Source organism: Cellulophaga geojensis KL-A (assembly GCF_000568425.1).
Taxonomy (GTDB): domain Bacteria; phylum Bacteroidota; class Bacteroidia; order Flavobacteriales; family Flavobacteriaceae; genus Cellulophaga; species Cellulophaga lytica.
Map to the genome: position 1 here is coordinate 90,215 of NZ_ARZX01000003.1, position 26,022 is coordinate 116,236.

At 31.5% G+C, this 26,022-nt stretch carries 25 protein-coding genes; 3 read left to right on the forward strand and 22 right to left on the reverse strand.

What is annotated here, in order from left to right:
* The 3 genes from KLA_RS04095 to KLA_RS04105 are packed head-to-tail and all read right to left on the reverse strand — an operon-like array spanning nucleotide 1 to nucleotide 1,643.
* Nucleotides 1–666, reverse strand: a complete 666-nt coding sequence (locus KLA_RS04095; protein ID WP_034644180.1) for a hypothetical protein — start codon at nucleotides 664–666, stop codon at nucleotides 1–3.
* A 1-nt stretch (nucleotide 667) separates the two neighbouring features.
* Nucleotides 668–1,300 (reverse strand): hypothetical protein, encoded by a 633-nt coding sequence (locus KLA_RS04100; protein ID WP_034644182.1) that lies wholly within the window; start codon nucleotides 1,298–1,300, stop codon nucleotides 668–670.
* Nucleotides 1,301–1,304: 4 nt separating this feature from the next.
* Complete coding sequence (locus KLA_RS04105; protein WP_013620949.1) at nucleotides 1,305–1,643, reverse strand: PadR family transcriptional regulator; 339 nt, start codon at nucleotides 1,641–1,643, stop codon at nucleotides 1,305–1,307.
* Nucleotides 1,644–1,831: 188 nt separating this feature from the next.
* On the opposite strand from KLA_RS04105, the gene KLA_RS04110 reads away from it, so the two are divergent.
* Nucleotides 1,832–2,881, forward strand: coding sequence for a ferredoxin--NADP reductase (locus KLA_RS04110; RefSeq protein ID WP_013620948.1), 1,050 nt, complete (start codon nucleotides 1,832–1,834; stop codon nucleotides 2,879–2,881).
* 49 nt (nucleotides 2,882–2,930) lie between these two features.
* Here KLA_RS04110 and KLA_RS04115 read toward each other — a convergent pair whose 3' ends face one another.
* The 6 genes from KLA_RS04115 to KLA_RS04140 all read right to left on the reverse strand — a co-directional run bounded on the left by KLA_RS04115 (nucleotide 2,931) and on the right by KLA_RS04140 (nucleotide 11,491).
* Entirely contained in the window at nucleotides 2,931–3,713 is a 783-nt protein-coding gene (locus KLA_RS04115; RefSeq protein WP_034644185.1) for a patatin-like phospholipase family protein, read from the reverse strand.
* A gap of 232 nt (nucleotides 3,714–3,945) precedes the next feature.
* Entirely contained in the window at nucleotides 3,946–4,932 is a 987-nt protein-coding gene (locus KLA_RS04120) for a phosphotransferase (protein ID WP_034644186.1), read from the reverse strand.
* 4 nt (nucleotides 4,933–4,936) lie between these two features.
* On the reverse strand, nucleotides 4,937–6,004 hold the full coding sequence (locus KLA_RS04125) for a nucleoside hydrolase (RefSeq protein WP_235183518.1): 1,068 nt from the start codon (nucleotides 6,002–6,004) through the stop codon (nucleotides 4,937–4,939).
* A gap of 10 nt (nucleotides 6,005–6,014) precedes the next feature.
* Nucleotides 6,015–7,463 (reverse strand): SusD/RagB family nutrient-binding outer membrane lipoprotein, encoded by a 1,449-nt coding sequence (locus KLA_RS04130; RefSeq protein ID WP_034644188.1) that lies wholly within the window; start codon nucleotides 7,461–7,463, stop codon nucleotides 6,015–6,017.
* Nucleotides 7,464–7,475: 12 nt separating this feature from the next.
* The gene (locus KLA_RS04135) at nucleotides 7,476–10,694 is read right to left on the reverse strand and encodes a SusC/RagA family TonB-linked outer membrane protein (protein ID WP_034644190.1); all 3,219 of its coding nucleotides are present in this window, start codon (nucleotides 10,692–10,694) and stop codon (nucleotides 7,476–7,478) included.
* Nucleotides 10,695–10,792: 98 nt separating this feature from the next.
* Complete coding sequence (locus KLA_RS04140) at nucleotides 10,793–11,491, reverse strand: DUF2064 domain-containing protein (protein WP_034644192.1); 699 nt, start codon at nucleotides 11,489–11,491, stop codon at nucleotides 10,793–10,795.
* A 322-nt stretch (nucleotides 11,492–11,813) separates the two neighbouring features.
* Between KLA_RS04140 and KLA_RS04145 the strand changes: the two genes are divergently transcribed.
* On the forward strand, nucleotides 11,814–12,422 hold the full coding sequence (locus KLA_RS04145) for a TetR/AcrR family transcriptional regulator (RefSeq protein WP_034644194.1): 609 nt from the start codon (nucleotides 11,814–11,816) through the stop codon (nucleotides 12,420–12,422).
* A gap of 73 nt (nucleotides 12,423–12,495) precedes the next feature.
* Here KLA_RS04145 and KLA_RS04150 read toward each other — a convergent pair whose 3' ends face one another.
* Genes KLA_RS04150 through KLA_RS04160 form a run of 3 tightly spaced genes read right to left on the reverse strand, consistent with a single transcriptional unit; the run spans nucleotide 12,496 to nucleotide 15,097 of the window.
* Nucleotides 12,496–13,491: a glycosyltransferase family 9 protein gene (locus tag KLA_RS04150; RefSeq protein WP_051456038.1), complete on the reverse strand. Its 996-nt coding sequence runs from the start codon at nucleotides 13,489–13,491 to the stop codon at nucleotides 12,496–12,498.
* A 37-nt stretch (nucleotides 13,492–13,528) separates the two neighbouring features.
* Nucleotides 13,529–14,128, reverse strand: coding sequence for a DUF4254 domain-containing protein (locus KLA_RS04155; RefSeq protein WP_034644197.1), 600 nt, complete (start codon nucleotides 14,126–14,128; stop codon nucleotides 13,529–13,531).
* A 30-nt stretch (nucleotides 14,129–14,158) separates the two neighbouring features.
* The gene (locus KLA_RS04160) at nucleotides 14,159–15,097 is read right to left on the reverse strand and encodes a DUF6427 family protein (RefSeq protein WP_034644200.1); all 939 of its coding nucleotides are present in this window, start codon (nucleotides 15,095–15,097) and stop codon (nucleotides 14,159–14,161) included.
* A 41-nt stretch (nucleotides 15,098–15,138) separates the two neighbouring features.
* Between KLA_RS04160 and KLA_RS04165 the strand changes: the two genes are divergently transcribed.
* On the forward strand, nucleotides 15,139–15,372 hold the full coding sequence (locus KLA_RS04165) for a DUF6341 family protein (RefSeq protein WP_013620937.1): 234 nt from the start codon (nucleotides 15,139–15,141) through the stop codon (nucleotides 15,370–15,372).
* A 115-nt stretch (nucleotides 15,373–15,487) separates the two neighbouring features.
* Here KLA_RS04165 and purD read toward each other — a convergent pair whose 3' ends face one another.
* The 10 genes from purD to KLA_RS04215 all read right to left on the reverse strand — a co-directional run bounded on the left by purD (nucleotide 15,488) and on the right by KLA_RS04215 (nucleotide 26,019).
* On the reverse strand, nucleotides 15,488–16,759 hold the full coding sequence (gene purD / locus KLA_RS04170; protein WP_034644202.1) for a phosphoribosylamine--glycine ligase: 1,272 nt from the start codon (nucleotides 16,757–16,759) through the stop codon (nucleotides 15,488–15,490).
* Between the two features lie 198 nt (nucleotides 16,760–16,957).
* Nucleotides 16,958–17,932 carry a UDP-glucuronic acid decarboxylase family protein gene (locus KLA_RS04175; RefSeq protein WP_013620935.1) on the reverse strand — a complete coding sequence of 325 codons (975 nt, stop codon included), beginning with the start codon at nucleotides 17,930–17,932 and terminating at the stop codon, nucleotides 16,958–16,960.
* 8 nt (nucleotides 17,933–17,940) lie between these two features.
* Complete coding sequence (locus KLA_RS04180; RefSeq protein ID WP_034644205.1) at nucleotides 17,941–19,293, reverse strand: undecaprenyl-phosphate glucose phosphotransferase; 1,353 nt, start codon at nucleotides 19,291–19,293, stop codon at nucleotides 17,941–17,943.
* A gap of 31 nt (nucleotides 19,294–19,324) precedes the next feature.
* Nucleotides 19,325–20,062, reverse strand: a complete 738-nt coding sequence (locus KLA_RS04185) for a WecB/TagA/CpsF family glycosyltransferase (protein WP_034644207.1) — start codon at nucleotides 20,060–20,062, stop codon at nucleotides 19,325–19,327.
* A complete protein-coding gene (locus tag KLA_RS04190) occupies nucleotides 20,055–21,251 on the reverse strand; it encodes an O-antigen ligase family protein (protein WP_034644210.1) in 1,197 nt (398 codons plus the stop codon). Before KLA_RS04190 ends, KLA_RS04185 begins: the two co-directional genes overlap by 8 nt.
* The gene (locus KLA_RS04195; RefSeq protein WP_034644211.1) at nucleotides 21,241–22,239 is read right to left on the reverse strand and encodes a glycosyltransferase family 4 protein; all 999 of its coding nucleotides are present in this window, start codon (nucleotides 22,237–22,239) and stop codon (nucleotides 21,241–21,243) included. Before KLA_RS04195 ends, KLA_RS04190 begins: the two co-directional genes overlap by 11 nt.
* Nucleotides 22,214–23,377 carry a hypothetical protein gene (locus KLA_RS04200; protein ID WP_034644213.1) on the reverse strand — a complete coding sequence of 388 codons (1,164 nt, stop codon included), beginning with the start codon at nucleotides 23,375–23,377 and terminating at the stop codon, nucleotides 22,214–22,216. The genes KLA_RS04195 and KLA_RS04200 overlap by 26 nt, the downstream gene beginning before the upstream one ends.
* On the reverse strand, nucleotides 23,367–23,897 hold the full coding sequence (locus tag KLA_RS04205; protein ID WP_034644216.1) for a serine O-acetyltransferase: 531 nt from the start codon (nucleotides 23,895–23,897) through the stop codon (nucleotides 23,367–23,369). The genes KLA_RS04200 and KLA_RS04205 overlap by 11 nt, the downstream gene beginning before the upstream one ends.
* Nucleotides 23,894–24,787 carry a glycosyltransferase family 2 protein gene (locus KLA_RS04210; protein ID WP_051456034.1) on the reverse strand — a complete coding sequence of 298 codons (894 nt, stop codon included), beginning with the start codon at nucleotides 24,785–24,787 and terminating at the stop codon, nucleotides 23,894–23,896. Before KLA_RS04210 ends, KLA_RS04205 begins: the two co-directional genes overlap by 4 nt.
* Complete coding sequence (locus KLA_RS04215; RefSeq protein ID WP_034644219.1) at nucleotides 24,784–26,019, reverse strand: glycosyltransferase family 4 protein; 1,236 nt, start codon at nucleotides 26,017–26,019, stop codon at nucleotides 24,784–24,786. The genes KLA_RS04210 and KLA_RS04215 overlap by 4 nt, the downstream gene beginning before the upstream one ends.
* Between the last annotated feature and the right edge of the window lie 3 nt (nucleotides 26,020–26,022).

A 26,022-nucleotide genomic window follows, 5' to 3' on the forward strand; every position in this document is an offset into this window, starting at 1 on the left:
TTAAACAATTTGATAATTAGTAGTTTTCTTGTGATCAAAAAAAGTTTTAATCATAAAGAAATTCATAATAATTATTGTACTTGGCCAAAAGAGATCGAGAAAGCTACTATTAACGACATCAAATTTAACAGACCACTCCCAAAAAGGATTAAAAAGAAATAATGCAATCCAGTGTGTTCTTCCGTTTACTTTTAAAAAATACTGACAGGTACTTTTTGTTTGAAATTTTGTAGCTAAATATAAAAAATATAGTGCCACCAAAGTAGACACGGTATACACAAAACCAGCAATAAAATTAACACCATCAGCATTTAATCCGGTTGGTATTAATTTAAAAAAACAAAGCAAACCAAATGCAATTAGCATCCCTCCAATAATTGACTTTAAATACATTTGCTTTATCAAGTTTACACATCTTTTTATCACTATTTTTGGACCAACTTGTGCATAACCAAAAAGAAAATGAGAATAAGGCTTAAACTCCTGTTCCCAATTTTTTAGCTCTTTAGAAGAAGCTTCTTCAAATGAAAGATCTTCATTTACCATTAACACTTCAATACCATTAGCCATATGGTCCAAAATTTCATATTTTAAATCAATGTAGTCTAATCCGCGCTCTGTTAGAATCTCATCTATATGCTGTATTTCCTTTGCTGCAAGTTTCATATTAAGTAATAGTATAATGATTGGTATATTTTTTATAAAGCTCTAGAATTACCGCAATAAAAGCAGTAGATAGCCCCAGCAATAAAACAAAAACTAAGGTAAAATAGTAATCGTTTGTAATTACAGAATTTTCATTAAAAAAAGGATTTTGAAAAGCGTTATATAACTGAAAACTTAAAGTGAGTATAAGTCCAGCCCTCTCTATGCCAGAGAAACGTTGCTTGCGCTTTTTAAGCGCTACAATGTAATATATTAGTATAGCAATTATTAAAAAACCAAATGGTACAAATTTTAGAAACTTCTTTTCTCCTAGAGGAAAAAACTGTATTAAAAGGAAAAAGCTGGCTACCATAACACAGATATTTAATGGCGCTATAAACTTTTTAAAAAGCGATTTAAGTACTATTTTATCTGTAGTTTTTTTAAACTGCTTATTATATTGTAATAACTCTTTTTTATGTATTACCATATACGCCTTAAAAGCGTCATAAAACGTAAGGTTTTCTTCTTCCATTTTTTCTAATACCGCTGTAGCAACATGGTCTACCATTTCTGTTCTGACATCTGTAAACATAATATCAGAATTTTTAAGATAGGTATCTATAAATTTTATGTTTTCTTTGGTTAATTCCATATCGCTACTCTATACTCCATTTAGGGTTTACTAAATTTTGCATACTACGTATAAACTCTTCTAGCTCTGCTAATCTGTTTATTGTTTCTTTTTCTCCGGCTTCTGTTAATTTATAATATTTACGCAAGCGGTTATCTACTTTTGCAACCTCAACATCTAATAGTCCTTCTGCTTCTAGTTTATGTAAAGCAGGGTATAAAGCACCTTCAGTAATTTTAAGTTCTCCTTTGGTTAACTCTTTTACTTTTTGCGTAATCTCATACCCATACATCTTGCCTTTTTCTTCAAGCAACTTTAAAATAATAGTATTTAAACTACCCTTGTATAATTTAGAATTTCCCATTTTTTCTATTCTCTTATTTTGCTCTTAAAACAAACATCACCCATTTATATAGCAATATTTAGCACTAAAATTACTATTACGAATATATACATAATTTTCTTATGCATAAGAATTCTATGTATTAAATTTTAGTGAACTAGGTTTTTTATCAAAAGGGCAATGTGTATTTTTGTAGAAAATATTTTTTTATGAATCATTTTCATCCGTTAACGGTACAACATATAAAGGCTTTAACACCTAGTTCTGTAGCAATTACTTTTGCTATTCCTAAAGACTTAATTCAGACTTTTAAGTTTATATCTGGTCAATACATCACTATTAAAAAAGAAATTAAAGGTAAAGAATTGCGTAGAGCGTATTCTATTAGCTCTTCTCCTAAAAAAGATTGTATTACCATTGGTGTTAAAAAAGTAGATAATGGCGGTTTCTCTGACTTTGCACATTCTAAACTTAAAGAAGGTGATGTTTTAGATGTTATGGCTCCAGAAGGTAGATTTGTTTTTAAACCTACAGATGCCGTTAAAAATGTTGCTGCTTTTGCGGCTGGTAGTGGTATTACACCTATTATTAGCATTGCAAGATCTGTTTTAGACAGCAACCCAGAAAACAAATTTGTTTTAGCATACGGTAACAAATCTTTTGAAGAAACAATGTTTCATACAGATTTAGCCAAGCTTCAGCTAGAATACAACAATAGGTTTTTTGTATACTTTATTTATAGCCAAGAACAAGATGAAAACTCTATTTTTGGAAGGATAGAAAGATCTACAGTAAACTACATTACCAAAAACAAGCACAAAGATATTGCCTTTGACGATTTTTATCTTTGCGGTCCAGAGGCTATGATTAATACGGTTTCTGACACTTTAAAAGAGAATGAAGTTAGTGAAGACAAAATACATTTTGAGCTTTTTACAACTACAGAAATTAAAGATGAAATGCCTGTAAAAGAGGGTGGAAAAACAGCTGTTACAGTTACTGTAGATGATGAAGATTTTACGTTTGAGATGGATAAAAGTACTATTGTATTAGATGCTGTTTTAAAAGAAAATATAGATGCACCATACTCTTGCCAAGGTGGTGTTTGCAGTAGTTGTATTGCTCGTGTAACAGAAGGCAAAGCAGAAATGGTTAAAAATCAGATTTTAACTGATGGCGAAATTGAAGACGGATTAATTTTAACGTGCCAAGCGCACGCAACAACACCTACATTAAAAGTAGATTTTGATGATGTTTAAAAACAGCTTCTAAAAAAATACCAAGTCGTTCTCTATAGAACGACTTTTTTTATTCCTTTAATTGTGCCTCTAAAGCTCTACAGGCTGCATCATAACCAATAGCAAATGCTTTTTCTATGCCTTTACGGTCTAGCAAACCTATTTTATCTACTTCTTTAGACTCTAATAACATATTACAAGCACTAAGTTTTTTCTTTGCAGAAGCATAAATCATTAAACCGGTTACTCTACCTGTAAGTTGCAAGGAATTTTTTAGATCTTTTTTATCTAACCTTGCTACAATAGATACATTGCTCCCAACAATATAATCGCACGTATTTAGCAATGGTTCTAACGGAAAATTATTCATTATACCACCATCTGCATATAAATTACCATTAATTTCTATGGGCGAAAAAACAGGAGGTAAAGCAGCAGAAGCTAACATTGGTCTAATTAACTCTCCATCAGAAAAAAACTCTTCATTACCATCTTGAAGGTTTGTAGCTACAATATGTAATTCTTTTTTTAAGGCCGAAAAAGCATTCTCTGGAAAATACTTTGCAAACAAAGCCACATACTTTTCTGTATCTAAAAAACCAGCCTTAGCAATAGTTAAGTAGTGGTAATTAAAAAGAGGGGTTTCTTTAAAAAACTTAAGCATATCGTCTATAGAATTGCCATTGGCATACAACGCACCAACTAAAGCCCCAACACTACTCCCAGACACCGCTTTGGCCTGTATACCAAACTCGTTCATTGCCTTTATTAACCCAATGTGCGCCATACCACGCACACCTCCTCCAGAAAGCACAAGACCAATAGATTTTGATGTAGTAATTTTAGCGTTCATTTTGCCTATTTTTCTTCAAATTTACTATAAAATGCTATTACAAAGTACTTCTTTTTTTAAACTGATTGGTTTGTTCCAGAATATTTACAGTCTTATTTCTTTTACATTAGTTCAATCAACCCAAAAAAACCAACAGTTATAGACATTTTTTCTTGTTTGATGATTTTATAAAAAAAATAAACCAACTAAATAGTTGGTTTATGTAATTTTGAGCAAGAAAAATAAAACAGCCTTAATTCACTATTAATTCTCGTGCCTCGTTTAATAAGCTTACTCTTTTTTCTAAACTAATTTCTAATGGCAATTGCGCTAAACCAATAATTCTACGTATCAATTCTATTCCCATAAACTTGTAACACAAACTGGTGTCTAATTCTGCCAAAGATTTGTATCTATCTATAGCTTTTTCAATAATATTAGCAGATTGATTTGCCATTTTTAAATGCGCTAGCATAACACCAATTTCAAACTCAGCCTTACCAAAAAAACAAAACTCAGGATCTATAATTTTTAAGCCACCAACGGTTGCCAGCCAACTACCCGGAAAATAATCGCCATGTAATAGAATATCACCATCCTCTAAATACAAATCTCCTAGTTTTTTTACCTCAGCTATTAGTACATTATCTGCCTTTAAACGGTTCGCTTCCTTTTGTAAACCAGGTAATATATCATCTAAATTAATGCCGTTATCAACCGCATAAGGGTAATTAAAAATATGCTCATGATTAAGCGCTCTCATTTTAGTATTTGAAATTCTACTGTCTTGCTTATCTGTAGTTATGCTAGTGTGCAATGTAGCTGCAAAATCTACCACAGAAAAAAGATCTTCCTCTAAAATTTTTTTTCCTAATTGATACAAATATGTAAAATCGGACCCATTACCTAGGTCGTTCATCACCATTACATTGTTTTCTTTATCTAAACCAACCAAAGTTGGCATCATAGCTTTTAAACTAGGCACAGTTTCAGTAACTTCATAAAACTTAGCTTCTGTAAGCACACGTTCTGCTGGTGCTGCTACTTGCGGGTATTTCTCTACGTACTCACGACTCTGTTTTACAATAAACGATCTGGTTTCTGTTGTAATACGGAGTGTAAAGTTCATATTACCTTCACCTGGCTTTTCTACTGTAGCAATAGACTCATTATCACCTAACCAGCCTTTACTTTTTAAATAAGTGGTTAAGTCTTCTATGTTGTTATTTAATTTAATCACGACACTATTTTTTAAATGTTTCCATTAATTTTTGATGATATCCCGGTACTACATCATAACAATAAGTTACTGGTGCTCCGTTCTCTTCTGTACACAATAAATAAGATTTATAAACCTCATTATTGTTATCTTTTACAGTATCGTCTAAATTAATCTCTAAACGCGCTTGTAAAGGCTCTGATATTATGTCTTGCGGAGCAATAATGTAATGACTCGCCATAACATCAAACGGATTAAAACCGTCTGCTCCTTGATTTTTCCACTGTTCTATCCAAGGTTGTGATGCTGTTGCCAACCATTTCATACCTGGAGTAGTATTTTTTAGTGCCTCTAGATCTTCTTGTTTTATCCAAACCTTACTAGATATTTCATACGGACAAAAAACCAAGGATACTTTGTGCTCTAATAATACACGAAAAGCCGTATTATCTAAATCAAAATTTAAATCTTTAGCCAAAACACCTTTGTTCCCTATTTTAAAATAGTCTTTAGAAGTTCTGCGGCCAGCAACTAAAACAACCTCAACAATTTGAGACTGCAACTCTGGGTACTTTAATAACAATAAACCAACATTAGTTGCGGGTCCTATTGCTAAAATGGTAAGTGGTTGCTTTTTTAATGCAGCAGCCATTGCCTCTACAGCATCATTAGTTACCACGCTATCTAAATTAATTGGGGTAGCAGCCCCTTTATAAACCTCAATTTTTTGCGCTGCAAATTCCTTACTTATATAGTTACCAATAGCAAAAGCATTGTCAACACTATTATTACCAAAAACAGTACTAAGTCCGTTAATTTTCACATTATCGGCTTGTAACAATTGTAAAACTGCATAGCCATCATCTACATCAGAATAGCCAGGTTTTCCTATGTTTTTTTTGCCAACAGCTAAGTCTGCATCTATCCAAACTTGTTTTACTCCGTTTACAATTCCGTTTGGCTTTGCCTTTTCAGTAGCTTCTTTTTTTGGTTCTTGTTTTACTTCTGTTTTAACATCTTTAACTTGCTCCTTACAAGCCAAAAATACTACAAACACTAATAAAATACCAATTAGTTTAATTTTTTGTTTCATATTCATCATTCTATTTTTCCCACCAGCCTTTGCTGTTTATATTATCTCCTCCAATACGGTCTACTGCTTCTTTATAGTTTGCACTATTAGTTGCCTGTTCTGACTCTGGATACAAATACCGAACGGGATATTTATTGTTATTAAAATTATCTGGACCAGGAACCAAGTTAGGTATTCCAGTTCTACGCACATTAAACCAAGCCTCGTGGCCTACATTAATTAAACTTAACCACTTTTGAGTTAATATTTTTTCTAAATCATTTGCAGAGCCATCTAAAGAAATTGCTGGCCTAGTAAAATAATCATCAGGGATTGGTGTATTGTAATACTCAAAACTAGCTGTAACAGCATTTTGGTAATACGTATTTGCATCTCCTGTAATATACCCTCTGGTAACAGCTTCTGCAAGTGCAAATTGTACTTCTGAATACTGCATATATTGCGCATCTATACCATCTGCTACATCTCTAAATATACTACCAAATAAAGATATGTTGTTTAAGTCTATACCATTAGCATTTATGGTGCTACTAGACTGTCCGTTTTGCAATCCGTTATATTCTGGTGTGGCAGAGTTTTTACTTGCTTCGGTTGGTTTGTAAAGCACTGCAACACGAGGGTCATCCCAAGCAGTTAAAACAGTTTCTACCGTTTTTGTCATTGTATGCTCTTGATACAAACCTAAAGCTGCGTTAAACATAGGAAACTGGTTAGGTGCCGATGCCAAGTAAGGTACTACAGCATTGTCTGCATTAGACTGCATTAACTTACCAGAATCTGCCAAACTTTGCAGCGCAGTAAAGTCTGTAGTTCTTTTACTAATACGTAACAAGTAACGCACTTGTAGCGAGTTTGCAAAACGCACCCACTTATTTAAATCTCCCTGAAACATAATATCACCCTGAATTACGTTGTTTGTATTTTCTAGTGTAGTAACTGCTTTGCTAAGCACAGCTAATAGTCCAGTTTCTGGGTCTGTATAAATACTTTCTTGAGTATCATATTTAGGAGCAAAATTACCGTCTAAAGCTGCAACTGCTTCTGTATAAGGCACATCATTCCAAAGATCTGTTAACTGAGAAAACAGGTAACTCTGCATAATATCACCTACTGCTACGTAAGCATCGTTTGCCGCTGGCGAAGCTTTCATCGATTTAATATCTGAAAGTAACCTAAAAATAGCGCTCCAGTACTCACTGTTAGAGCCCATTTCATAACGGTCTATACGCTCAAACTCTATACTAGCAGCAAATTGCGCCAAATAATTGGCCTGCCTAAACCCTTGTTGATATGCGCTAAGGTCTGATGACACAGAAACCACATTAGTTAATAAAAACTGTGGATCTACACTTTCTGGCGCATTAGGGTTTGTGTTTTTTTCTTCAAAATCGTTAGTACAAGCAGTAAAAATAATGCTTGCCACGGTTGTTGCTACAAATAGCTGTATGTATTTTTTCATCTTTTTTACTTCTTAAAATTCGGTTTTTAAACTCACTCCAAAGCTTCTGGTAGATGGGTATGAAAAATCTTCTACACCATAAGTTATGCTTTGCTCCTGTAGTGCATTTAGCTCTGGGTCAAAATGCGGATTCTCTGTAAACAACAACAAATTGCTACCTACCAAACCTATTTTTATTTTATTAAAACCTATGGCATCTACAATTTTAGCAGGAAAATTATAGTACACACTTACCTGCCTTAGCTTTACATAAGAAGCACTGTAAAGCGCACTAGCCTCGTTACCACGATCAAAAAATGCATTATTATATGCCTGTGCAGCAACAACTGTTGTATTTGGCGTGTATTGCGGATTATCTGCTGTACCTGTATTTACAACACCAGCACCAATAATACCAGATTCTCTACCCTCTAATGTCTCTTTTAAAACTCCAGATGTACTACCCAAAGCCTTTGTTCTAGAAACAATTGTTCCGCCTTTACGCCAATCGAACAAAAAGGTTAAATCTAATCCTTTGTATGAAAACTTGTTGTTAAAACCCATTGTAAAATCTGGATTGTAATTGCCTAGTAAACGCAGGTTAGGATCTTGAACAGGAAACCCATTAGAGTCGTGCAAAATTTGCCCATCTACCTCAACAAAACCTGTACCGTACATATCACCAACACGACCATCTTTTTTTGCAATGTAAAAAACAGAATTAGATCCGCCACCGCCAGAAAATATATTTGCCGTGCCAGTTACAAACTGGTCTACACCTTCTGGCAACTCCTTAACCTTACTCCTAAACGTAGAAAAGTTTACCGAACTCTGCCATTGAAAATCGGCATTTTTAATTACTGTACCACTAAGTAAAAGCTCTAAACCTGTGGTTTGTACTTTACCACCATTTACGTTAAAACTACCAAAACCACTAGATTCGGATATTGGTCTAGATATAATTTGATCTACACTTGTATTTTGGTACGCTGCAGCATCTAATTGTAACCTACCATTAAAAAACCAGGCTTCTACACCTGCTTCAAACGCATTAAGACGTTCTGGTTTAAGATTTGCATTTTTTAGAACCGTCTCGTTAGTTACTCTAAAATTAGATCCGTAATTCTGATTAAATAAAAAGTTTTGCGTGTTTTGATACGGATTGGTATCATTACCAACACTTGCCGCACTAAATCTAAAATTTAAGTAAGATATTGGCTCTGGTAATTGAAAAAGGCTACTAGCCACAAAACTTAATCCGGCAGAATAATACCCAAATGAATTGTTATTTGTTGGCAAAGTACTACTCCAGTCGTTACGGTAGGTTAGATCTAAATACAACGCATCTTTATAAGACAAATTACCTGTACCATAAACACTGTTAATTCGTTTTTCAAAAAGTCTACTATCTCCTAAAAGCGGAGTTCTAGAATTTGCTAAAGTATAAATGCCTGGCAAAGCTAGTTGTGAAGCTTCAGCGTAGCTGTACTCTATTTCTTGGTCAAAACGGTTTGCACCTACAGAAACAGTGTATTTTAAATCGTCATTTACAGCATCTTTATAAGACAGCAAGACATCTGTATTTAGTTCTCTATAGCCAATATTATCTTCCCTAAAAGAACCTTGCGGATTTGCATTTGTACTAACCGCTCTTCTAAACTCGCGCTTATCTGCATACGTATCTATACCTGCACGCACCACAACATTTAATTTATCTGTAATATCATAAACAGCAGAAACGTTACCTAAAACTCTATTTTTATTAAAACTGTTGGTGTTTTCATACACTGTTAAATATGGGTTTGTAAGCCATAAGTAATTAATATCATAATGCTGTACACCATCTTGACCAGCTTGCCAGTAATTTTTTAAAGCAGCAACATCTGCCTGTCTGCCTGTCCAGTTAAAACCATACAACGGATTCTCATAACCATAACCAAGGTTTGGCCTGTTACCACTACGTGTATTTATATAATTTACAAAAGCGTTTACATTTAATTGTTCTGTTAATTTTTGATGTAAACTAAGCGAAATACCATCACGATCTAAATCTGTGTTTGGCACAATGCCCTCGTTTCTTAAATTACTGTAAGACAATCTACTGCTACCGTTTTCACCTGATGAATTAATGGCGATGTTGTTTTGCTTAGTAACACCAGTTTCAAAAAAATTACGCACATTATTAGGGTTAGACACCCAAGGAGTAGCAGTTATAGGTGTAAAACTACCATCTGCATTTGTACGCGCAATAACATCGCCAGCACGCACCGGGTTTCCGTTAATATCTACAGAAGGACTATTAAACTGATTTACCAATAAACCTTGATCTAATCTTGGTCCGTAGCTACTTAAGCCACCATCATTAATACCTGCGCCTTTCCCGTTCTGGAAAGAGTATTGACCGTTAGAACCACCACCGTACACATTTTGGTAATCTGGTAACGTTAATAACGTTTCTACCGTAAGTGAATTGCTTGTTGTAACACCAAACCCTTTTTTATTTTTACCACGTTTTGTAGTTATAACCACAACGCCATTTGCAGCTCTTGCCCCATAAAGTGCTGCAGAACCAGCTCCTTTTAATATAGAGATAGATGCAATATCATCTGGAGAAATTTCAGAACCACCGTTACCAAAATCTACTTCTTGCAAAGCACCGTTGTTTACTAAGTCGCTCGTAATTTGCTCATTACTAATTGGCACACCGTCTACCACAAATAATGGCTGATTGCTTCCGCTTAACGAATTTTCTCCACGTATAACAATTCTAGATGAAGAACCTACGCCAGAAGAACCATTTGTAATTTGTACACCGGCAACTTGGCCTGCTAAACTATTAACCACATTGGTTAATGTAACTTCTGTTAGTTTATCTGATGACACTCTGGTTACTGCAGAAACCAAAGATTGTTTTTCTCTTTCTATGCCCAAAGCGGTTACCACAATTTCATTTAATTGTTCGTCAGATGTCATTAAAGTAATACTCGCAGGAAAATTACCATTAGTAATAGTTACTTTTTTTGATGTGTACCCAATAGATGAAATCTCTATTGTAAAATTTACAGTACTTGTTTGTAGTGTAAAGTCGCCATCTATGGTTGTGGTTGTGTAATTTTCTTTGCCTATTTCTTTTACCGTAGCAAAAGGTATAGGTTGGTTATCTTGGTCTACTATTTTAGACGAATATGTATTTGATTGCGCAAATACAGTAAAGACAAACAGCTGCAGCACAGCTATTATAGCTATTTTCATAATTAAGTGTAATAAGGTTGATAAATTATTTTATAAGCAAGCACCACCAACTGTAGTTTAATTGGTCTGTTACTCATAAAAATGCCGATTTAAATAATTTATAACCTTGGAGGTCCTCTACGAGAAACCGAAGAAGTATAAAACAACGCAACTAAATTGTTACCTGTTTTTAAAGTGCTTTTAGATTTTATATTTGTATGAAAAAGAATAAAACTACCTAAAACCGAATTGGGGTTTTCATATGCATAACAAATTACTGAAGCAGTAGTATCTAAATCTTTAAGTGTTTCTAAAACCGTAAAAGGCACATTTTTGGCAATAGCCAAAGTATGTATTTTTTTAGATAATTTAGAAGTTAACCAAGGTAAGTTTTTAAAAGCATCTTCATTAAAAATACTTTTATGAACCCCAAACAAATATATACCACCATCTTTAGACGGGCCAAAAACTACCTTTTTAGTAGCCATTGCATCTACAGCTTGTTGTATATGATTAGCTGTTAAATTTGGTGTGTCATTACCAATAGAAATTACATTGGTATACCCTTGCGCATAAAGACTTTTATAGGCATTAGCATAACGCTCTGCAAAAGTGTTTCCTTTTTGCTGAGTTTCATCTAACCAAACAACGTCTACATTACTTTTATTTGCAACCTCTAATGTGTTCTTAATTAATAGGTCAAAAAACTGTGTAGAAACCTTTTGCTTTTTAGCACCAAACAAAGGTTTCCTTTCTGCTTCTATTTTAGCGGAAAGGGAAAAAACTAATAAAACAGTTTTGTTCCTCTGTAATCTCATTGTGGTTGCTTGGTCGTTAAAAAACAGAAACCTTAATTTCTTTTATAAAAATAACACAGAATTTTCTAATTAAATATTTTTTGTAAGATAAATACTATAATTACAACACAAAATCATCAAATTTTGAGATTTATTGCCACTTTTACACAATAATAAAACAAACTAGCTAGTTTATATAGTTGTGTAAACTATATTTTATTTAATTGAATTAAGTAGTTTATCGTTTCCCTTGCCATTTACAACCTATAAAATGTGTTTTGCTATAATTAAGCACAATCTTGTAACAAACTAACCAGTCTTTTTACTAGAAAAAGAAGCTATAATGGAAAAGAACTTAAAACGTATGGCTACAATGCAAAGAATGCAGTCTGTTGGCCTAGAAATATTTTATAAAAACGGATATTATGACACAAGTGTGGATGATATTTTAAAAGAGTTGTCCTTATCAAAAGGTGCCTTTTATTATCATTTTAAATCTAAAGAGGAATTTTTTATTAGTATTCTACAGAATATTATTTTCCCTAAGGTGTATAGTGAGTTAATTGCTCCTTTTGAGGGACAAGAAAATCCTGCTGTAATACTAGATAAATGTTTTGATAACGCATTAGAAACTGCAGAACATAATGTATTAGACAATGGTTTTGTACTAAGTAAGTTTATGACGGAGTTTAGTGACAAAAACGAAACCATTGTAAATCTACTTAAAGAGATGTTTAAGGTATGGGAAGTAAATCTTATTACCAATTTGCAAAAAGGCAAAACAGATGGCTATATAGACCGCCACGTAGATAGTGAAGCCGTTGCTAGCTTTTTGATGTCTTCCTATATGGGTGTACGTGTTTTAATGATAAATGGTAATGCAAAATTACTTCGTTACAAATACATTCAGCAATTGCGCAGTTATTTTAAAACTATTGCTGTTAAGCGGTAGAGGTTAAATTATCGTTTTTTAAGATGTTTAAGTTTTTAAAATAGAAATTTAGAAACATTTATGCTATTTCGAATTACCCAACAACCTCTAAAACCTTTTTTACAACATCATCTGGCAGTATGGTTTCCATTGCTTTTTCATAACCCGGCGGAAATTTATTACCGTAAACAGATGTTGGTATAAGTGGGTATTTGTCTCTATTTGCTAACAATGCATTTGTGCTTTGTTGCGCAAATGGGTAAAAACCAGCAAATGGGTGTGTAACTCCCCAAAGTGTTATGGTTGGCACGGCAAACATTGCGCTTAAGTGTGCGTTACCACTATCCATAGCCAACATAACATCTAAGTTTGAGATTAAAGACAGTTCTTCTGTAAAGCTTAGTTTTTTAACCACAGAAACACAATTACTATAGGTTTGTTCCCATTTATCTAAAACTTCTTTTTCTTTATCTCCTCCTCCAAAAAGGATAACTGTATAAGTATTGGTGGTATTTAAACTACTTATTACTTGTTGCATAAGCTCTAAAGGGTACGTTTTACCCTCAAAAGCTGCAAATGGCGCAATTCCTATCCATTTTTTTGGTTCTTTTGGCAGTAACGCAATGGCAGTATCAGATAATTTTTCTTTTGCCAAAGCACAAGAATCATCAAGCTTAATTGTATATCCTAATTTGCTAAAAACGGAAACGTAACGTTCCTGCGTAGTTTTCAGCTGCTTAAAAACTTTATTTTTATTTGCTGTTAACGCCTTTTTATCGGCTCTGCCTTTATCAATTTGTATAAAAGGAATACCTGATAATTTAAAAAACTGTTTTAGAATGTTAGATCGTAAAACGTTATGAATATCTGCCACAGCAGTAACATTCATTGCCTTTAACTCTTTAAATAATTTATAAAGTCCGTTTACACCTTTGTGCTTACCTTTTACGTCTGCCTGGTACACTTGTACGTTTGGCAACTGTGCAAACATTGGCGAAAAAAAGGCTCTAGTTAAGACTGTAATTTTTAAAGTAGGATTTTGTTGCAATAGTCCTTTTACAACAGGAACCGTCATTGCAACGTCTCCCATAGCAGATAAACGAATTATTAATATGTGTTCTTGATGCTTATTTTGCACGAAGCACAGGGTTTAGCTCGTCATCATTATACATTTTCATTTGCTTATACACTTTCATGTACTTATTACCAGCTTCAATATCTGCAAGCAATTGGTCTATTGCAGTAGACAAATCTTTTTTCTGTTCTAATAAAACAGCAAGTTTATCGCTACATTTTTGTTTATGATCCTCAGATGCATCTGTTCTAGTTACTTCTTCTTGCATATGGTAAACTTTTAGCGCAAGGATAGATAATCTGTCTATAGCCCAAGCTGGACTTTCTGTATTTATAGTTGCATTGTCTTTTACTTGTACCGACTGGTATTTATTTAAAAAATAACTATCTATATACTCAACCAAATCTGTCCTATCTTGATTACTAGCATCTATTTTACGTTTTAAATCTAACGCATCTACTGGGTCTATGTTAGGATCTCTAATTATATCCTCATAATGCCACTGTACGGTATCTATCCAGTTTTTACGGTACAATAAATGTGCAATTTCATCCTTTGGATATGGATTACTAAAAGCTTGGTACACGTTATCTAGAACGTGGTATTTATCTATACTTTCGTTAAATATTTTAAAGGCAAAATCACTAAACATACTGGAAAATTTTAAGCAAATATACCAATTTTACTTCAGTAAAACCTTAAATATAAATACCGTTATTGGAACCAAAATAGCAACAAAAAGGTTTAACTCTTTAAAACGAGGTTTACGTAAAATTTCTATATAATTGGTAAGAAACACTGCTGCAGGAAAAAAGGTAATCATTATTGGAAAGTATCCTAAATTGGTTTCAAACAAAGTTATAAAAATACCTATGGTAAATGATATAGCTACAAGGCGCATACTTGCCAAACGACCAACGCCACTTTTACCAAGCTTTACACTGCTAATAACACCTACTATAATTACTACTATTAAGTACACTATGGTTGCAGAACTCTTGCTCCACTCTTTAAACATATCTGCATCTAATTTTAGTGTAAAAACATAATGGTCTAATATAAAATTTAGCCTTCCAAAAATTGCTAAAACTGCAGAAGTTATTAGTGCTACAGTAACAAAAGCTGATAAAGGTAAAAACCAGTTTCTTATGTTTTTTGGCTCGTAAATATAAATAGCTATAAATACCCAAATTAGGTACAGCAAAGCCCAGTCATAAAACAAACTGGCAATGATAATCCACATTGAAGCATCAAAAATTTTATATTTAATTTCCTTTAAAGACTTAAGACTTAAAATTTTTCTGGTAGCCAAAACAATAAAAAAACTGCAAAAAATACCATTAGTATCTATTAATGAAGCAGGAAAAAAAAGACACAATAAAACATAAAAAAGTACCGTAAAAGAGTTTGTTTGGGTAATTTTATTACGTTTTACAATAAAATTTACAAGAAATATGGTAAAAAAAAGTAATGCAACTATGCCAATGTTAGTACCTACTAAACCCAGTGTAAACAAGACGTTTTGTCCAAAAAAACGAGCTACACAATAAAACACCAACAATAAAGTAAGTACAATTATGTAATTTATAGGTTTTGTTTTGCTAAAAAAGCTTGAAATCATCTAGAGTTTTTATATTTTTGCACGGTAAATATACATATAAGATGAAAACATTTTTTAAAGCAATAGAGGATTTATTTGTTGATGTACTTTTTGCTCCTTTAGATTTTTTAAGAGCATTAGAATTAGAAAACTGGTGGGCTGCAAATACGCTTAACTGGATTTTTATGATTATTGGTGCAATAGCAATGGTATATTGGATGTTACAACTTAAAGAGCACGCTGCTAACGGCGAGGAAGACAAAAGCACTAACGCACACTCATTTATTAAGATCTAAAAATATCTTATTTTAGCTGTACCGGCTAAATTTAGATTTACTCATATACAAAAAAACCCAACTAGCTACTTATGTAGTTACTAGTTGGGTTTTTATTTGTGTTAGGTTTTAACTCTTATAAATCAAAACCTAGATCTTTTCTGTAGTTTATTTTATCAAAATGAAGCTTTTCTACGTTTTTATACGATTGTGCCAAAGCCTCTTTAAAATTAGCACCAAACGATGTTACTGCCATTACACGACCACCGTTAGTAACCACTTTATTACCATCTAACTTAGTACCTGCATGAAATACAATAGAACCATCTACGGCATCTAAGCCCGTTATTTCTTTTCCTTTTTCATATGCCTCAGGGTAACCACCAGAAACTGTCATCACTGTAGTTGCCGTACGCTCATCAATTTTAATATCAATAGCATCTAATGTTTGGTTACCAACAGCTTCAAAAACCTCAACTAAATCGTTTTGCAAACGCGGTAAAACAACTTCCGTTTCTGGATCTCCCAAACGCACATTGTATTCAATTACCTTTGGCTCATTATCAACCTTAATTAATCCAATAAAAATAAAACCTTTGTATGGTAAATTATCTTTAGCAAGTCCTTCTACCGTTGGTTTTACAATTTGGTTGTGTATTTTGCTCATAAACTCATCACTAGCAAAAGGAACAGGAGAAATAGCGCCCATACCACCTGTATTTAAACCAGTATCTCCTTCGCCAATACGTTTGTAGTCTTTTGCTGTTGGCAATACTTTAAAGTTTTTACCATCTGTAAGTACAAAAACACTTAGCTCTATACCGTCTAAAAACTCCTCTATTACAACAGTTGTACTAGCATCACCAAATTTAGAATCTACCAACATAGAAGCAAGTTCTTTTTTAGCTTCCTCTAAATCTTGTAAAATTAAAACACCTTTACCTGCTGCTAAACCATCTGCTTTTAAAACATAAGGAGCTTTTAAGGTTTCTAAAAACGCTTGTCCTTCTGCCAACGTATCTGCTATAAAACTTTTATATGCTGCAGTAGGAATGTTATGACGCATCATAAATTCCTTGGCAAAATCTTTACTGCCTTCTAAAGTTGCAGCTGCTTTTTGCGGACCAATTACAGGAATATTTTTTAGATCGATGTCGTTTAAGAAAAAGTCATGTACACCATTAACCAAAGGGTCTTCTGGACCAACTACAACCATATGTATTTGCTCTGTAATAACAACTTCTTTTATAGCTTGAAAATCATTAACACCAATTGGTATATTTTTTGCTATTGCTGCAGTACCAGCATTACCAGGCGCTACAAATAGTTTGCTTAGCTTTTTACTTTGATTTAGTTTCCAGGCAATAGTATGTTCTCTACCACCAGATCCAAGGATAAGAATATTCATAATGTAAAAGTTTGCTCAAAAATACAGTAAGGCAAATTAATATCCTTTAAAAAAAAGAAAAAAAGAAGTGAGAGTATAGATTGCTACGGTGTTAGAATAAAGAATATAGACTACTGTTACGAGAAATTAGATTCAAGATCCAAGATCAAAATCTCTTTTATCTATTTTCTCTACTCTATTTTCTGTTTTTTTGACTCTTTATTTAGAAAAATCCCTGTGTTCTTTATCTTGTAATTCTTCAGGGGATAACGACTTAAAGTAGTCAAAAACAATTTTTAGTCCTTCTTCTCTAGAGACCTTAGGCTCCCAGTCTAATAATTCTTTTGCTTTTGTAATATCTGGTTGTCTTTGCATTGGGTCATCTGTTGGTAAAGGCTTGTAAATTACCTTTTGCTCTGTACCGGTAAGTTTAATAATTTCTTCTGCAAATTCGCCTATAGTGGTTTCATGCGGATTACCAATGTTAACAGGATAGCTATAATTGCTCATTAGAAGCCTATAAATGCCTTCTACTTGATCATCTATATAGCAGAAAGACCTTGTTTGCTTTCCATCGCCAAAGACCGTTAAATCTTCTCCTCGTAAAGCCTGACCCATAAATGCTGGCACAACACGACCATCGTTTAGTCGCATTCTTGGTCCGTAAGTATTAAAAATTCTAACAATACGCGTGTCTAGTCCATGAAAACGGTGGTACGCCATTGTAATAGACTCCATAAAACGTTTGGCCTCATCATACACGCCACGTGGTCCAACCGGACTCACATTACCGTAATATTCTTCGTTTTGCGGGTGTACTAACGGATCTCCGTATACCTCAGAAGTAGAAGCAACCAAAATAGTAGCGTTTTTTTCTTTTGCTACTCCAAGCAAATTATGTGTACCTAAAGCACCAACTTTTAATGTCTCAATTGGAATTTTTAAATAATCTATAGGGCTTGCTGGTGATGCAAAATGAAGTATGTAATCTAATTTACCAGGAATATGAATAAACTTAGACACATCATGATGTTGAAACTCAAAATTTTCTAAAGGAAAAAGGTGCTCAATATTTTTTAAGTCGCCCGTAATTAAGTTATCCATTGCAATTACGTAGAAACCCTCTTTAATAAACCTGTCACATAAATGAGATCCTAAAAACCCCGCTGCTCCAGTAATAAGTACTTTTTTCATTCTATATATTAATATGCCTTTTCTTCTCCAGAAACAGCGTTAAGTACGGTTTGTACTATTATTTTTAAATCTAAAAATAAAGACCAGTTTTCAATATAAAAAATATCAAACTTTGTTCTATTTAAAATGTCTTCATCTTTTTCTATTTCTCCTCTATAGCCTCTTACCTGTGCTAAACCAGTAATACCAGGCTTAACAAAATGTCTTACCATATATTTATTTACTTTATTAGCATACTCACTGGTATGCTTAACCATATGTGGTCTTGGACCAACAACAGACATAGAACCAAATAATACATTGTAAAACTGCGGTAACTCATCTATACTGGTTTTACGTATAAACTTTCCTACTTTGGTAATACGCATATCGTTTTTAGTTGCCATATAATTATCTGCATCCTTGTTAGGAGCCATAGATCTAAATTTATAACAATAAAACTCTTCATTATCTATACCGTTTCTTTTTTGTCTAAAGAAGACAGGTCCTTTAGACTCTAAAGTTATTATAATAGCCATTAAAGGTATAAGCCATGATAATAGAAAAACAATAACCACTAAGGAAAAAACAACATCAAACAATCGTTTAACAAATGCGTTTATACCTTCATGTAACGGAATTTCACGTAAAGAAAGGACAGGTATATAATCATAATATTCAAACTTTAGCTTCTTTGAAAAAATGTTTTTATTGTCAGGTATAAATTTTAGTGTCTTTAAATTGTTATCTGCAAAATTGATAAGACTAATAATTTGCTTGTTTGAAAGTTCTGTAACAGAACAATATATTTCATCAATATTATTCTTTGATATGTAATCGAAACTATTTTCCAATTTAAAATTATCATCCTTTGTTGAAAACTGCTTTAGAAACTGGTATCCATACTCTACTCGCTCTTGAAAAACATTTACAAGTTGATCTGCTTTTTTATTTTTACCAATAACAACAACATTTCTTAGGTTACCTTTAATTCGCTTTCTATAGCTCATTAAAATATAGTAATTAGCAAACTTAACTATAGATATTATTAGACCTACATACAAAAAGTATTTACCCAACTCTAGTCTACTTATATTGGGCTGCTTAAAAAAGCCAATAAAAGCATAGAGTATTAAAAAGAAAAACACAAACTGTGTAAAAAGTAATATTAGTATTCTAGTTGCCTTACTATACCTATAAACTTCATAAAAATTACTTTTTAGTGATAGTATAACCCAAGCACAAGATAGGTAACAATGAAACACTAATGCATTCTCAAAATTAATAGGCATATAATAGGCAAATAGATTTATTATAAGTAAATCTAGCCCATATGATAATGGCACTAATAAGGAAGAAAATCTGTGTTGGTTAGATAACATTTAGTATTATAGATGTGAAAAGTCAAAGATATTAACTTTTTAACCTTTCTTTTAAAACTAAGTACATAAATTTAGAATTACCCACTAAATAACGTTTCCACATACGCTTAGGCTCTTGAGCAAACCTATAAAACCATTCCAAACCATAATTTTGCATCCACAAAGGAGCACGCTTTACCTTGCCTGAAACAACATCGAAACTACCACCAACTCCCATAATAAAGTTCACCTTTTTTAAAAGCTCCTTATTTTCGTATAAAAAGTTTTCTTTGGTAGGTGAACTTATTGCGACAAATAAAATGTTTGCTCCACTATCAGCTATTTCTCTTGCTATCTCCTGCTCTTGTTCTTTTTTAAAATAGCCATTTCTAAAACCAGCCACTATATCTGAAGAATACTGATTTGAATATTTATTTACAACTTCTTTAACCACTCCTTCTTTTGCTCCAAAGAAAAATACTTTATATTTCTTTTTAGCAGCCAACGCAACAAGGTTAACCATAAGGTCTATACCCGAAACACGTTCTTTTAATGGTTTTTTTAAAATTCTAGATGCCCATACTACAGCCTGGCCATCTGCATTAATTAAATCACTTTTATTAACACTTTGACGCAATTGCAAATCTGTCTGCATTGCTACTATCTTTCCTGCATTAACAACTACATGGTGTAATTGTTCCCCTTTAGAGATTGTAGAATCTATAATTTCTAATGTCTCTTCCATACTTAAATTATGAATATGGGTATTGAGTATATATATGTCAGTCATTTTTAATTAAATTAAATAGAAAAAGGGAATTAAAAAAACAAAATATTTCAACTCCTTTTTCTACATTTAAGATACACTCTGGAATTAACATAATACAAAATGTTACACTAATTAGTAACATATATATGTTTTTCCTTTTTATTGCGACTACTAAAGGGTAACCCAATAAAAATATCAGTGCTAATAATCCTAAAACTCCATTACGTGATAATGAATCTAAATATTGGTTATGTGGGTTATTATATTTCTTAACTTTACATTGAAGACAATCTATTTTTTTAAATTGCTTAATTAATTCATCGGGTAAATCTCCAGTTCCTGAACCTAATAAAATATTCTCCTTACTAATTTCTATTGCTGATTGCCACTTAGCAATTCTAGTTGAAATGCTACTGGCATCATATTTATTGTATTCAAAATTATTAATACTTTTTAGTTGTAAAAACTTGTACTTAAAATCCTTGTTAATTAATACACCTAGTGGCAGTATTAAAATAGAAATTACACCCGTTATAATAATTTGTTTCCTAAGTTTTCTTCTTTTTAACGCTAGAAAAATTGAAAAAATGATTACTACCACTAAAAGAGTTATGATAGCAATTCGCGAAGCCAACAAATAAATTACACATACATGAAATAAAATTAAAAATAAACTTATTTTTTTCTTTAAAGAATTTCTAATAAAATATATAAGTATAATAATTGATATTATAGAATATAAACTCATATACGTTGGATGAAACCCTCCATTAGCATAAACTTCTTGAAAAGACCATTTTTTTTCAAATCCATCTCCAATAATTTTAGGTAAAAAACTGCTTAAAAAATAGATACATCTACAACTATAAGAAAAAACAAAAACAATAAATATTTGAATTATTTCCCTTTTTGAGGTTTTTATTCCCAAAAAAATAATAGGAAATAAAAGAAATGAAACCTTTGATGACAAAAACGAAAAACCGTATTTAACATTAGTTGTGTAAAACATACCAACTATATATACAAGATATAGTGTAACGCATGAAAAGAAAGTTACACTTAAAATTTCGTTATATCTTTTTTCTCTTACTATTCTAAAAATAGAAAATAAAAATGTTAACCCAATAGCAATACTTCCAAAAACTTTATCAAATGGGAGTAAAAAACACGTTAGTAAAACTAAATAGAGACCTATTTTTTTATTTGACATACTGAGTATATTTGTTTAACATTATTGCTTTCTTAAACTTTTTCTCAAAAACTACTTTGCTATTTTCAGATAAAAATTCATAGTCAACTTTTGTTATTTTCTTTAATTCCTCTATGCGCTTAATCAATGATGAATATGAATTAACCACAAAACCGTTAACATTATCTTCAACAATTTCTAGATTCCCTCCTACATCATTACAAATAATAGGTTTAGAAAAATTACATGCTTCTATTAAGGAAACTGGAAGTCCCTCTTTTTTTGAAAAAAGCAAAACAAAATCACAATTAAGATACTCTTCATCCATATTTTCAACAAGTCCTTTCACTACAAATCTAGTATCTTTTCCAACCAATTGAACTAAATCATTATAATTTACACCATCTCCACAAAAAACTATTTTAATATTTTGAATCTTTGATTTTTTAATTTCCTTTACTAATTCTAATTGTTGTTTTACAGAAGTAATCCTAGCTGGATATAATAATTTTATAATATCATTTTTTATAAAATCTCTTTTTGAACAATCGCCTTTCTTAGACTCAAGTCCATTATAAATTACACTTATTCTAGATTTATCTACATTAAACACAGACATTAAATTAGATTTCACTTTTTCTGATACTGCAATTATTTTTTTTGGGAAAAAAGTTAAAAATTTAAAGTTAAAAAACTCATTGTGAGACACATGTACTATGGATAAACGAAAAAAGAGAAACTTACTCAACATAACAAAAAAACTAGTAAGTTTTCTATGGTGAGAAATCAAAACTGAATCATTTTTTTTCAAGAAAAAAGAAAAATCCAATTTAATATAATCTGATTTTTCAATTTTTAATTTATAACGATCATTTATAAGACTATAACTTGTTAAACCTGCAATTTTAACCTCTATGTTTCTTTGTTTCATACCTAAGTATAATTCAATTATCATTGATTGAGCCCCTCCTATATTATCAAAATTAGGATACAAATGGATAACTTTCATTATGATTCTTTTTTTTATTTAAAATTTTAATTGCAAAGAAATAACTTAAAATATACGCTGGTTGTAAAATTAAGTGATAACTAGTAACCGCTGGAATTGTAATAAATATTATTAAATATACCTTTTGAATTAAATTTAATTTCCAACATCTTGAATAGAGATATATTAAAAAAAATAGAGCTACAGGAATTCCTAACTTATATACAAGCATTACAAATGAATTGTCTAAAAAATAACTCTCAACAGGATGCGTAAAAACTTTAGCCCTATAAACACTACCAAACCCCATACCCAAAAAAAAACTATGAATGGACTGACTCATATTCTCGAAAATCATAACCCTAACGTTTTCAACCCTATATATAAAAGCTGGGTCATCTAATGGGTTTAAAATACGTTTAAACCTTTTAATTTGTGTTTCATTTATATAAAGAGGTATAACAGTAGTAAGAATTGGTATGACAGAAAGCATCCAAATGTTTCTTTTTTCATAAATAATCCAGGCTATCGGAAGTATATTTGTTAAAAAAACAGTTCTTTCTCCTGTTTTTACATAAATTATAATTATCAATATGGAATATAGAAAAGTATTTAAAGTGTTTATTTTCTTGCTAGAGTTTAGTGTGATAAAGAATACAATTGATAAAAAAATTACTTGAGGTCCCAAAATTCTACCGACAAAATCTAATGCTAAGTCTGACCTTATACTATTAAAAACTTGAAAAACAAACCCTCCAGGTTCTAATAAAAAAACATATATAATTAAATACAATATTAATAAAACCCTAAAATATTTATTTATTAATTCATTATTAAACTTAGAGTTTTTTATCACTTGGCAATACATAGGTATATAAAAATAGAACCTAAATTCTGTTAAAAAGTAAGAATAACGAACCTCTGTAAATATAATCCCAATAAGTGTAGATATAATACCTAAACATAAAATAATTAAAAAAAAAAGTGCTGAATTAGACAACTTATTTTTAAAAAAACTTCTAAGAAAGGTTATACCTAACAGCAAATCAAAAATAGACAGCCCCATATATATCCTACCTATTGCTCCTCCAAAACAAAATATTCCCAATAAAAAGAATAATAATGTATCATTATATTTTATGACTAGATTATTTCTCAATTTCTTTTATTGCTTTAAACATATTAACAGAATAAGCCATAGTATTAGCAGAAATATCCTTAAAAATTGTTGAATTAGCGGCGATTACTGAGTTGTTACCTACAACTATTGGCCCTATAACGACAGAGGATGAATAGATCTTTACATTTTTGTGAAAATATGGTTGCTCAATTTTTTTCCCATTATAATACCTCAACTTATTATCACTACCACCAATTGTTACATTTTGATAGACAAATAAATCCCCTTCAGAAAATACATCTCTCCCAATAACTATACCTATAGGGTGAACTAATTTTAAACCAGGTCCTAATGAAGCTCCTGGATCAATATCTATGGAAAAAATTATTCGATTAAACAACCAAAATATTTTTGAAATAAAAAAAAGGTTTTTATTGTAAAAAAAATTTGAAAATCTGTATACTAAAACTATCCAGATATTAATATCAAGAAAAACCCTAAGAGTAGAGGTTTTTTTTCCAATTTTATATAGTTGAATGTCTCTTTTAAAACTCCTCACCTTTTAATTTTTTTATAATTTTTCAAACCAAATAATATTATAATTATAAACTTAATAATTAGCATTAACCTAAAAGGATATTGTAATATAGCTTTTTTAAAAAACTTAATAGACAAACTTTTCTCATCTTCGTTTATCAACATACTACCATACTTCTCATAAACACTTGACTTATCCTTTCTCGCCAGAGAGCCAATTTGATCCTTAAATTTTATATTAAAAATATTAATAGTTTTAATCAATGCCTTAGTATTTTTAGTTATGCTATTATCTTGTAAATATGCATCACATAAAACTTCATTTATCATAAAGTAATTATATGAAAATGAAAGCCTAATGAATAAATCCCAATCTTGTAGCCTTGGTAGTGATTCATCAAAACCACCAATAGACAACAAGCAACTTTTTTTTATGATTGCGGAAGGTGTTCCTATATAGTTTGCTTTAAGTAATTCTATGTGTAAATTTTTAGCTCTAGAAATATCTTTTGATGGAAAAACGCTTATTGAGTTAGATGAAATTCGTTTTATTTTACAGAATACTACATCTAATTCTTTATTCTCAAAAAAAGCATTCATTTGTTTTTCTAGTTTATCTTCTAACCAAACATCATCACTATCCTGAAAAGCAATATATTCACCCTTTGAAGCTTTTATCCCTAAATTTCTTGCCCCTCCACCTCCAACATTTTTATCTAAGCGAATATATTGAACTCTATCATCACTTTTAAAGTTTTCCAGAATTAAATAGGTGTTATCATTAGAGCAGTCATCTACAACAATAATTTCTATATTACTATAAGACTGAGATAATACACTATCAATTGCTCTTCTAATTGTTAATTGCCTATTATATGTCGGGATTATTATGCTTACTAAAGGCTTTATCATTTTTTATTATATTTAAAATAGTGTTTTATAATTTTCTTAAACTTCAAATATGGTTTATATGTATTTAAGTAATAAATAAAAGGTCTATTTCTCTCATAATCTTTTATATTCTTAATAATCTCAGATTTGTTAATGTCTTTATTTTTTTTAAGACTCAAAATATAATCATTAATTTCAGATGTATTTTTAACCCAATCTAAGTTTTCTAAGGCATAGTTTCTTGCCTTTTTCTTGAATAAGCCTATTTTTTCTCTGTTAACAATATAATATAACATTTCTTTTTTTAAAGAGTCTACTGAGATTATAGATTGAGACCAAAAATAATTATCACTTCTTTTCTCGACGCTGTCAACTTTCACTAATCTGCCTGAAATATCCTTTTTAACAAATTCATTCATTGGAGGTTGATCCGTTGTTACCGTAGGTAATCCACATGAAATTGCTTCTGGAACAGTAAGTCCAATTCCCTCTAATCTGGACGGATACAGATATACATCATAAAACTTATAAAGCCCAGGAGCACTAATAGTTTCATCTATAACCTGTAGTTTTTCTGCTTTAATTAATTCATTTATAATTAAATTATTTTCTGGAAAAAATTGATATAAACTAACTTGAGAATGTATAATCAATTTAAAATTCTCTGTAATGATAGAGTGAGCTGCCCTCAATACAAAGTCTGTACCTTTTCGAAATGGATTCATCCCAGCAGAATGAAAGAATTGTATACAATCTTTATCTGCTATTTCAATAAATTCATTTGGAATAAATAAATCAGTATTCGTACCCCACGGAAAATATTTAGCCTGAAAATGATTTTTAAACACTGAATAATGTCTTTGGGTATTACAAAACAAAAAATCATATAAATGAAAAAAAGGCACTGTTTCTTTCTTATAATAATCAATATAAGCACCAATAATAACTCCCATTTTATCACACTCTATTACTGGGCTCCACTCATGTTGTTCATTGAATATTACTATCTCCAACTCATTAGATAAAACCCAATTTCTAAAATCTTTTAGATCAATCTTTGTTCTTGTTGAATTCTTAAATTGTTTCCCCCAAGTTATATTACCCTTATTCCATAATGGGTCTTTGATTGCAAACTCTTCACCTCCTCTAGCATATATAAACACATCATTTTCTTTTTCTAATACCTCTTTGTATTGTTTAGACACATAAGCAGCCCCCCTTTCAAACCATGTTGTTACTATTCCTATTCTCATAAG

Coding starts and splice junctions, on each gene's coding strand:
- KLA_RS04095 (WP_034644180.1), bottom strand. CDS start 666: ATGAAACTTGCAGCAAAGGAAATACAGCATATAGATGAGATTCTAACA.
- KLA_RS04100 (WP_034644182.1), bottom strand. CDS start 1,300: ATGGAATTAACCAAAGAAAACATAAAATTTATAGATACCTATCTTAAA.
- KLA_RS04105 (WP_013620949.1), bottom strand. CDS start 1,643: ATGGGAAATTCTAAATTATACAAGGGTAGTTTAAATACTATTATTTTA.
- KLA_RS04110 (WP_013620948.1), top strand. CDS start 1,832: ATGAATCATTTTCATCCGTTAACGGTACAACATATAAAGGCTTTAACA.
- KLA_RS04115 (WP_034644185.1), bottom strand. CDS start 3,713: ATGAACGCTAAAATTACTACATCAAAATCTATTGGTCTTGTGCTTTCT.
- KLA_RS04125 (WP_235183518.1), bottom strand. CDS start 6,004: ATGAAACAAAAAATTAAACTAATTGGTATTTTATTAGTGTTTGTAGTA.
- KLA_RS04130 (WP_034644188.1), bottom strand. CDS start 7,463: ATGAAAAAATACATACAGCTATTTGTAGCAACAACCGTGGCAAGCATT.
- KLA_RS04135 (WP_034644190.1), bottom strand. CDS start 10,694: ATGAAAATAGCTATAATAGCTGTGCTGCAGCTGTTTGTCTTTACTGTA.
- KLA_RS04140 (WP_034644192.1), bottom strand. CDS start 11,491: ATGAGATTACAGAGGAACAAAACTGTTTTATTAGTTTTTTCCCTTTCC.
- KLA_RS04145 (WP_034644194.1), top strand. CDS start 11,814: ATGGAAAAGAACTTAAAACGTATGGCTACAATGCAAAGAATGCAGTCT.
- KLA_RS04150 (WP_051456038.1), bottom strand. CDS start 13,491: ATGGGAGACGTTGCAATGACGGTTCCTGTTGTAAAAGGACTATTGCAA.
- KLA_RS04155 (WP_034644197.1), bottom strand. CDS start 14,128: ATGTTTAGTGATTTTGCCTTTAAAATATTTAACGAAAGTATAGATAAA.
- KLA_RS04160 (WP_034644200.1), bottom strand. CDS start 15,097: ATGATTTCAAGCTTTTTTAGCAAAACAAAACCTATAAATTACATAATT.
- KLA_RS04165 (WP_013620937.1), top strand. CDS start 15,139: ATGAAAACATTTTTTAAAGCAATAGAGGATTTATTTGTTGATGTACTT.
- purD (WP_034644202.1), bottom strand. CDS start 16,759: ATGAATATTCTTATCCTTGGATCTGGTGGTAGAGAACATACTATTGCC.
- KLA_RS04175 (WP_013620935.1), bottom strand. CDS start 17,932: ATGAAAAAAGTACTTATTACTGGAGCAGCGGGGTTTTTAGGATCTCAT.
- KLA_RS04180 (WP_034644205.1), bottom strand. CDS start 19,293: ATGTTATCTAACCAACACAGATTTTCTTCCTTATTAGTGCCATTATCA.
- KLA_RS04185 (WP_034644207.1), bottom strand. CDS start 20,062: ATGACTGACATATATATACTCAATACCCATATTCATAATTTAAGTATG.
- KLA_RS04190 (WP_034644210.1), bottom strand. CDS start 21,251: ATGTCAAATAAAAAAATAGGTCTCTATTTAGTTTTACTAACGTGTTTT.
- KLA_RS04195 (WP_034644211.1), bottom strand. CDS start 22,239: ATGAAAGTTATCCATTTGTATCCTAATTTTGATAATATAGGAGGGGCT.
- KLA_RS04210 (WP_051456034.1), bottom strand. CDS start 24,787: ATGATAAAGCCTTTAGTAAGCATAATAATCCCGACATATAATAGGCAA.
- KLA_RS04215 (WP_034644219.1), bottom strand. CDS start 26,019: ATGAGAATAGGAATAGTAACAACATGGTTTGAAAGGGGGGCTGCTTAT.